At 25.9% G+C, this 9,867-nt stretch carries 4 protein-coding genes and 1 pseudogene; all 5 read left to right on the forward strand.

What is annotated here, in order from left to right; all coding sequences use genetic code 11:
* Positions 1-122 precede the first annotated feature (122 nt).
* Positions 123-5,291 (forward strand): hypothetical protein, encoded by a 5,169-nt coding sequence (locus tag Q0087_RS06935; RefSeq protein ID WP_297898956.1) that lies wholly within the window; start codon positions 123-125, stop codon positions 5,289-5,291.
* A 122-nt stretch (positions 5,292-5,413) separates the two neighbouring features.
* The gene (locus Q0087_RS06940; protein WP_297898958.1) at positions 5,414-6,052 is read left to right on the forward strand and encodes a hypothetical protein; all 639 of its coding nucleotides are present in this window, start codon (positions 5,414-5,416) and stop codon (positions 6,050-6,052) included.
* Between the two features lie 166 nt (positions 6,053-6,218).
* Complete coding sequence (locus Q0087_RS06945) at positions 6,219-7,016, forward strand: DUF4013 domain-containing protein (protein ID WP_297898959.1); 798 nt, start codon at positions 6,219-6,221, stop codon at positions 7,014-7,016.
* Between the two features lie 520 nt (positions 7,017-7,536).
* On the forward strand, positions 7,537-7,980 hold the full coding sequence (locus Q0087_RS06950; protein WP_297898960.1) for an L-lactate permease: 444 nt from the start codon (positions 7,537-7,539) through the stop codon (positions 7,978-7,980).
* A 467-nt stretch (positions 7,981-8,447) separates the two neighbouring features.
* Positions 8,448-9,867: pseudogene (locus Q0087_RS06955) on the forward strand (hypothetical protein); the annotation flags it as partial.

Here is a 9,867-nt window from a genome sequence, read left to right on the forward strand (position 1 = left end):
ATACTTTATATTTTATCAATTAAACTTTAATTATTTTTATCATTCGATTTATCAGTAATCTTTTCATTATACTATTGGTTAACTATATTTTAATAAAATAATTAAAAAGGGGGTAATTCTTTTTGAAAATTAATAAATTTTTTCTTGTGAGTGTTTTGCTCATTTTTTGTTTGTTTTCTGGTGTTGTAGTGGCTTCTGATGTTTCTGCTGCTTCTAATGATATTTATGTGTCACCTAGTGGTAATGATTCGTCTAATACTGGTTCGATTGATAGTCCTTATCAATCTATTGGTAAAGCTGTTAATCAATCAAATGATTCTAGCAATGTCAATATCTATTTGGATGAGGGTACTTATAGGGGTAAAGGTAATAATACTGGAATCTTGATTAATAAGGCCCATATTAGTCAAAATGGAAGTATAAGTATCATTGGTAAAGGTGTAGATAAAACTTTTATTGATGGTGATTCTGCTAACTTCTTATTTGACATAAAATCTGATTCTATTGTTTATTTGTATAATCTAACTATCCGTAATTGTAAAAATACAGATGGTGGAGCAATAACAAATAATGGTAATTTATCAATTACTAGTTGTAATTTTGAAAATAATCAAGCAACCTCTTATGGAGGTGTTATATATAGTGACTATGCTTCTAATTTGAATATTGTTAATTCTATATTTAATAATAATACTGGACCTTATGAAGCTGGTGTAATCTATGGTTCTATTATAAAACTTAATAATTGTAGCTTTAATAATAATAGGGCAGGTTCTAATATTATATATGGGTCTAATGCAAATTCATTTGTATACAATTGTTACTTTATCAATAATACGATTAATAGTACAAGTTCTTGGATTTATGGCACATTATATATGAATGGTGGTTCTATAGTAAATAACACATTTATCAACTGTTCAGCTCCAAATAGTGATTCAACTCCTACATTATATATCGGAGGGACTGTTTACCTTAAAAACAATACTATTAATAATTGTATTAATAAAAATAATCTAAGTTTTATTAAGTCTGATGGGGCTAATTTTAATTCTAATTTGACTTTTTTAGGTAATTCAACTGTCGATGTTAATAAACCTAGTAATATCCGTTTAAATGCTATTTTAACTGATGATATGGGTAATGTTATTAATGGAGGGACTGTTTATTTTATTATAAATGGTATATTAAATAAGAGTAATTCTACTAATGCTGGTGGTATAGCTACTTATACTTTTACAAATTTATTTGATAATGGTTTGTATGCTGTTTCAGGCTATTGTGGTTCTGAAAATGCAACTTCAGTTAAGACTGGTCTTATTAATGTGAATATTAATAGAAATCCTGTTACTTATTATGTTTCTAATAATGGGGATGATGATACTGGTAATGGATCAGAGACTAATCCTTTCAAGACAATTCAAAAAGCAATTAATCAAGGCTTTGCAGTTTCAATTTATCCAACTATTATGATAATGGAAGGAACTTATAAAGGGGTTGGAAATACAAACTTAACTTACTCCGATCTTGGTATATTAAACATAATTGGTGTTTATAATAAAACAATCATTGATGGAGAATATAATAATTGGGGATTATATCTCGGAGATTATATTCAGGCTAATATTTTTAATATGACCTATATTAATTGTAATTCTTCTGGTGATAATTATTATGCTTTAATTTCTGCACATGGAATTACCAATATTACAAACTGTATTTTTGAAAATAATAATAATGTTTATTATGGTTTTATGGACCTTGCTTATGGAAGCAAAATTATCAATTCTATATTTAGGAATAATAATGCAAGTATGGGTCTTCAAAGTCAAATGATTATTATTAACAATGGATTAATTGAAAATTCTTCATTTATAAATAATTCTTTTCCAAGAGCAATATTATTAGGTTCAAATAATTATGTTAAGAATTGTTCATTTATAGGTAACACTCTGACTGATGAAAATGCTAATAATATTTTATCTGGTAGCGGTACTTCAATAAATAATAATTTTATAAACAATTGTGCACCTTCTTATGGTACAGTTTTAGGATCTTTTAATAGTTTTAATGATACTTTTATTGGTAATAAAGGTATTAATGGAGCAATAACTGCTTCTTCTGCTAATTTTACTAATGGTACTTTTATTAATAATTCTGCTTCTGGTAATGGATCTATTGTGTATATATCTGAAAACTGTGTTGTTGATTTTATTAACTGTAATTTTGATGGTAATTATGCTAATGGCACCGGTAACCCAATATATATTTGTAGTACTTTAAATAGTGTTGGTGTTTTAACTACTGGTAAAGTTAATAGAGTTAATGTTACTTATAATTCTATTTATACAAATAAATTTAGTTTTACTTTAACTGCACATATCACTGATGCTGAAGGCAATATAATTGATGGAGGATACTTAAGATTCTATGCAAATGAAAAATATTTAGGCATAGCACCAATAATTAATGGTACAGCTACTTTATTTTATATTGGCCTAGAAAATGGCAATTACACAATTACTGGGGACTGCCCATCTGGTGTAAGTGTTTCAATAATAACTGCTAACCTTGAAGTAAATGCTAATCTTAAAACTAATGCAACTTTTTATGTTTCTCCAAACGGTAGTGACTCTAATGGGGATGGTTCTAAAAATAATCCATTTAAAACAATAGGGTTTGCTTTGAATAAAGCTTATGGAGATTCTAAAAATGTATTTATATATGTTTTAGAGGGAATTTATAATGGTTCTGGTAATGAAAACTTAGTATTGCCTGGTGATTTTAATGTTACAATTATTGGGAATAATAGTATTATTGCTGATATTATTGGTAGATTTATCACTTCTGAAGAAGGCTATGGTATTCATAAGTTAGCTAATTTAATTTTACAAAATTCTGAAAGTATTAAAGGTAGTAGTCAGATATCTGTTGAATATGGGTTAATAAACAATTATGGTTATTTAGAGATTTATAATTGTGTCTTTAATAATAATACATATACCGTTATTAAAAATAATGGAACTATGGTTATTAGTAATTCTATTTTCAAAAATAACAAATATGACCCACAAAGTAATTCTAGTCAGTATGCTACTTTAACTCGTTTAGGTGTTATTGAGAATGGTAAGGGTAATCTTTCTATTTATGACTCTCTATTTGATAGTAATTGTTATACTCTTAGCGGTTCTGACATTCGTAACCCTTCAAATCTATTAATAGTTAACACTATTTTTAATAATAGTATGTCTTCTGGTATTTTTCATTCTGATTATTCTGGTTTTGGTTATTGTAATGTAACTTTAATTAATAGTTCTGTTATTAATTCGTTAGCTGTTGTTACTAATAGATGGAGTAGTGGTGGTTCACAACAGATTTTAAATGTTTATAATTGTAAATTTGAAAATAATACTCTTTTTGACAATCTTTATGGAGTAACAGTATTTTTAACAGCATATAATTCAATTTTTAATAATACTGGTTCTGTTATTAAATTGTGGAATAATTCTATAATTAGTAACTGTATTTTTATTAATACAAATAACTCAACAGGTAATTTAACAAAAGGCAATTTAACATTTAATTTTAATGATAATCGTGGTTGTAATTTAACTGTCATTGATTCAGCATTTGCAACTTATTTGAAAGTAATTTCTAATACTCAGGTTTCAGAGATTAATTTAAATTATAACTGGTGGGGAAATAATGATAAACCTAACATAATTATTAATGGTCAAAATTATACAATTGATTATTGGATTGTTATGGCTTTAGTTAATAGTGCTAATTCTGGTTTAAGTCAGAATATTAGTGTTATTCCAAAAGTCACTGATAATAATGGCAATTTGTATGATTATGATACTAGCAATGTTCCTATTCCTTCTGAAGATAAGGAGTTTACTTTGGAAGTTGTTAATGGTACTGGTTCTATAACACCAAATACTGGTAATGTTAGTAATTCTGGATTTAATTCTACTTTCACTGGTAATAATTATAGTAATCATACTGTTAAAGCTGCTTTTAAAACTTTTAATGCTTCAAAGATTGTTGAATTATACATTTTAGGAACTAGTACTAATGTTACAGTTTCTAATCCTACTGGTAAAAATGGAAGTACTATTATTGTCACTGCAAATGTGAAAGATAATCAGGGTAATCCTGTTAATGGGGGTATTGTTGAGTTCTTCTTTAATGGTGCAAGTGGTAGTAAATCATTAGGAAATGTTAGTGTTATAGATGGTGTAGCTAAATTTAATTGGATTGTTAATGAACCTAATTTTGATAATGGTCAAATTTATGCACAATACCATGAGAATGATGCTTACAATGAATCTGTTGATACAACAGATTTCCGTGTTTTAACTGTTCCAACCAACATGACAATTGATTTATCTAAAGTTTCTGGTAATCCTGGTGATAAGGTTTTAATCACTGTTAATGTTCGAGATAATAATGGTGGTCTTGTTAATGGGGGACTTGTTGAAATCTATGCAAAAGGAATATATCTTGGTACTTTTGATGTAGTAAATGGAAAAGCTTATGTTAATTGGACTGTAAGTGGTAATCCTGGTAAAATAAGTGTAATAGCTAACTATACTGATGATTACACTTATGTTGATAATCAAAAAACTAATAGCTTTGAAATCAACAAAATAAAAACAAGTACAAGTATGAGCAATTATAAAGGAACTTATGGTAAAAATACTCTTTTAAAAGCTACTTTAAAAGATGCAACTGGTAAAGCTGTTGTTGGTAGATATGTTAAGTTTTATGTGAACAATAAATATGTTGGTCAAGCTAAAACTAACTCACAAGGGCTTGCTTCTTTAAATTATAAAGTTGCAATTACTGGTTATTTAGCTGTTAAAGCAGTTTCTGTTACTGACAGTACTTATCAAAGCTCTATTGTTTCAAGTAAATTGACTGTTCCAAAATTAAGTAAAGTTAATATTAAGAATTCTTATGCTGTTAAGGGTAAAAAAATTACTTTTAAAACTCTTTTAGCTAACATTGGTCCAGATAAAAGTAGTCTTGTGATTTCTTATAAGCTACCTAAAGGTGTTAAACTTCTTAAAAGATCTATTAGTAGTGGCCTTGTTAAGTATAACAAAAAAACTGGTATTTTATCCTGGACTGTTAAGAATTTGAAATTTAGCAAATCAAAATCAGCTTATTTAACTGTTTCTTTATCTGCTAAAAAAGGCAAATATTATATTAAAAATTCAGTTAAAAAATCAACTGGTGCAGTTGTTTATGGAAACAATGCCTTAAAAACCATAAAAGTAAAATAAAAATGAAATTTTTTTTAGATGATATGAAGTTTTTTATAAAAATTTCTTATCATTTATTATTATTTTCTAGATTTTTTAATTAATTTAAATTTTAAAAATATTAACATTCTTATGTGATTTTTATGGAATTTTTAAGAGTAATTACTATTATTATCTTGATGTCTATTATTTGTTTAGTGTTGAATTCAGTGAAATCTTATTTTCTTGAATATGCAGATAAAAAGTTTTCTTTGAATGTTTTACATGAGGGTACTAATTATAAAGTTAAACAAAGTTGTTTAACTATTCAAGGAAAAGTTGTGCTCATATTTTTTTCAGTTACTTTAATACCACTTCCCTCTTTATTTTTGTCTGAGTTTAATTATTTTTTTAATTTAGGGGTTTTTTTGAGTTTTTTGTTGCCTGGTTTGATGCTTTTATTGAGGATTAATACTTTTAATGATGATAATATTTCTTCTGAAACTGGTTTAGGTTATGATCCTACTTTGTCATGGATTTTAGCTTTTCTTGCTTTGTCGATGGGGTTTGCAATTGGTTTTTCAGATTTGTATTTTAATGATATTCCTAAATATATTCCATTTGTACTGATTTTGTTGGCTTTTTTATCTTCTTTGATTCCTATATTTCCTGATAAGATTAATAAGTATTTGTCTTTTGATATTCGGAGTGAAAAGGGTGTTTGGGATTTAAAAATATTAACTGCATTATCAATATTTATCCAATCATTATTCTTTTTACACTCATCCCTTTTTCTATTATAATCAATCAATTTATAAAAGTATTTAAAGGAAAAAATTATTATATTATTTTTTAAATTTTAATTTACTTTTTTTAAAGTTAAATGGAAATATTTATAATGGTATTGTTTATAAATATATTTTTGTGTTTATTTAATTCATTATTAAAAATTAGTTAGGGGTGTTTTTTATGGATATTGTTGAAATTTTTAAGGATGCTTTTGTTTATCCTACTAAAAATATGAAAACTTTTGCTATTATTGGTATTTTGGTTGTTTTAGGCAATTTTTCAGATGCTTTTGATTATGGTTTATTAAATGGTGGAACTTTTATTGTGGGGATTATTTTTACTATACTTTTTATAGCTATTAGTTTATTAATTCTTCCTGGATATTTCTTAAGTGTCATTAGAAGAACTGTAAATGATTCTAATGATCTTCCTTCTTTGAGTTTGGTAAAAAATATTATTGATAGTTTGAAGCTATTAATAATGGGTATTGTTTATATGATTCCTATAGCTATTATTCTTCTGGTTTCTGCTTTTGCTTTAAATATTTTTGGATTAATTAATCGTGTGCTTTTTTATGTAAATAATTATGGTGCAGATTATGCGAATTATATGCCAGATGATTTGTTAATAAGTTTTGGAACTGGAATTTTAATAATGGGGATCATATTATTAATATTAGGTGTTTTATACTCGATTATTATTTTTATTGCTCAATCTAGACTAGCTAAGTATGATAGTTTAAAATCCTCTTTTCAGATTAGAGAAATCTTTAATGATATTTCTAAAATCGGCTGGGGTAATTATATAATTTGGTTAGTTTTATTAGCTATTATTGTAGTGATTTTTGCAATAATTTATGCAACAATTTCTGTTTTAGGGGTTATTTTCTTCATAATAGCTGCATTTTTCATTAATACTTATTTACAAATATTTATTGCTAGAAACACTGGTTTAATATATAAAAAAGCTTTAGAATAAGAATTATCTTGTAAAAATATAAATTATTAAATATAAATTATAAAATTTAATTTTTATGTTTATTTTTATATTCTAAACTTACATCCATGAAAATTTGAGGTAAATGGTTTAATAGTTATCATGTTTTCAGTAATATGACACAATATGAAACTATTCTTAGTCATTATAAAAATCACACTTCTGGAATGTATATGGAAAACTTTACTAATACCTTAATATAAAATCAATAAAAGTAAAAGATTTGTAAATATTTTCAGATAATAATGGAACAAAAACTTATTTTTTCAAAGTTAAAAATTTAGGAGTAGTTTTTGAATATCATGAAGATTTAGATATTAATCCCGAAGCAATAATTGTAAGTTCATATGAATAATGTGATTAAATTAGAGTTAATTAATTAAAAATTATTTTTTTAAAACTCAAAAAAATATTATCATGTTTAGAGAATTTTTAACTCTTCTTTCATGATTTAATAATTTATTTTATTTGATAATAGATTTATGAAAATAGGATTGATAGTATGGATTATGGTAAAATTCGTCAAATTAAAGTTAGTGGAGAGGAATATAAAGATAATTGTAAGGAAGATAAAAAAGAAATTAATAATAAAATATTCATTTTTTCATTACTTTCTATAGTGATTTTTTATATTTTAATAAACTTTTTCACTGGCTATTTTTTTACTGCATTAGTATTCTTTTTAGGATCATTAATTGTTTTATTATTTGAAAAAACCTATGAAAATAAATATGAGTATGATTTTGAAAAATTAAAAAGAGTTTATATTCTTATTAATAATGTATATAAATATTTTTATATTATAATCATTATAACCTTATTAATTTCTCTTATTTTATATTTTAATCCATTTTCAATATTGATTAATGTTCTTTTAATTTTATGGTCATTAAAACAACTTAAAAAAATAATCAAAGAAGATATTATAATTTATTATACTGACTAAAATATATTATTTAAAAATAATTAAAAAATTTAAAATCAACTATATAAAATTTGAAAATCTTCATTTATTAATCTTAAGATTAGGAATCATTAGTATTTAATTTTATTATTATTTTTTCATATTTCATTTTTTTAATCTTTTTATTTTACTTATTTTTTAAATTTTAGCTATTATAACTTTTATATTTGCTCATTTAATTTTATTTATTTATATTTTCTTATTTTATCTACTTTTTCTAGTTTATTTTAGATAGGGGGGGGGGGCCATCTAGTTTGTTTTTTATTAATTTTTTAACCTTTTATGTGAGTGTTCGGTATTTTTCGATAGTTTTATATAGTGGTTGTTCGCTATTATATTATAGAGAATAATTACTATGTTATTCTCATGAACTTTTTAATATATTGACTAAATTTTACATCCCAATTTTTTTTTTAGAGGATGTGAAATTATTTATTTGGAGGTGAATAATGTTAAATTATTCAAAAAAATTAGATAGGAGAATCCTAATTCCAATCTTAATTATCTTTGCTGTTTTTTTATTAGCTAATACAATGCAAACTGGTTTTGCAGCAAATGTAAATGTTGATAATAGTACGGCTGGAGGAGGAATACTACAAGGTTTAGATGACTGTATTGATCCTGATAACACAATAACTTTAGCAGATGGGAATTATACAGGGACTAATAATACAGGTATAATAATTAATAAAAATGTAACCATAAAAGGTAGCTCAGCAGATAATGTAATTATAGATGCAGAAAAAGCAAGAAGAATATTTATTATAAATAATAATTTGAATGTGACTTTTATAAACATAACATTCATAAACGGGAATGAAAGCGTTGGTCCTGGTGGAGCAGTCGCTATAACTGATTTTTCAACAGTAACATTCATCCAATGTAAATTCGAAAATAATACAGCAAGTACTATGGGTGGAGGAATTTACTCTAGAAGCAACACAACAATTATTTCTTGTTCTTTCATCAATAATTCGGCTTATAATGGTGGGGGTATATTTGTTGCTTATGGTTTTGTTAATATTACTAATTCTTTTATATTAAATAATACGGCTGATTATGAAAATGCAGGAATTGTTGTTTCTTCTTGCCCTGTTTTTTATGTTGTAAATACTACTATATCTGGCAACATTGGAGGTAATAATGCAGGAATGTACATATATACGGGCGCTATTAATCAAACAATGAATGGTATTATTCTTGATTCTATTATTACTAATAATTATGCTAATAATCATGGTGGGGGAGTATCTATATCTGCTCAAGGTCAAGATTCTATCATTAGTTGTAATATTACAAATTCTATCATTTCTAGCAATGTTGCTGGTACTAATGGTGGGGGGATTTGGGTAACTGCTGATCGTAATGCTATAGTTAATGTTAATATTTTTAATTCTACTATGAATGATAATTCTGCAGATAATAATGGGGGTGCTATATATTCTCGTCCTCATGATAATAGTTCTGCTGATATTGAGGTTATTGTTGGTGGTTCTGATTTGAGTGGTAATTCTGCTGGTAATGATGGTGGTGGTGTTTCTTCTTCTACTGGTGATGGTAGTAGTGGTGATAGTAGTGTTATTATTGATGATTCTACTATAAATGACAATAATGCTGGTAATAATGGTGGGGCTTTGTCTTCTAATACTGGTGAGAATAGTTCTGGTGATAGTACTGTTATTGTTAGTGGTTCTGATTTGAGTGATAATTCTGCTGGTAATGATGGTGGTGCTGTTTCTTCTTCTACTGGTGATGGTAGTAGTGGTGATAGTACTGTTATTATTGATGATTCTACTATAAATGACAATAATGCTGGTAATAATGGTGGAGCATTGTCTTCAAATACTGGTGAAAATAGTACTGGAAATA

Origin of the sequence: uncultured Methanobrevibacter sp., assembly GCF_937881195.1 — an archaeon.
Classification (GTDB): domain Archaea; phylum Methanobacteriota; class Methanobacteria; order Methanobacteriales; family Methanobacteriaceae; genus Methanobinarius.

Excerpts from the sequence above, each read along its gene's own strand:
- Q0087_RS06940 (WP_297898958.1), top strand. The coding sequence starts at position 5,414 with ATGGAATTTTTAAGAGTAATTACTATTATTATCTTGATGTCTATTATT.
- Q0087_RS06945 (WP_297898959.1), top strand. The coding sequence starts at position 6,219 with ATGGATATTGTTGAAATTTTTAAGGATGCTTTTGTTTATCCTACTAAA.
- Q0087_RS06950 (WP_297898960.1), top strand. The coding sequence starts at position 7,537 with ATGGATTATGGTAAAATTCGTCAAATTAAAGTTAGTGGAGAGGAATAT.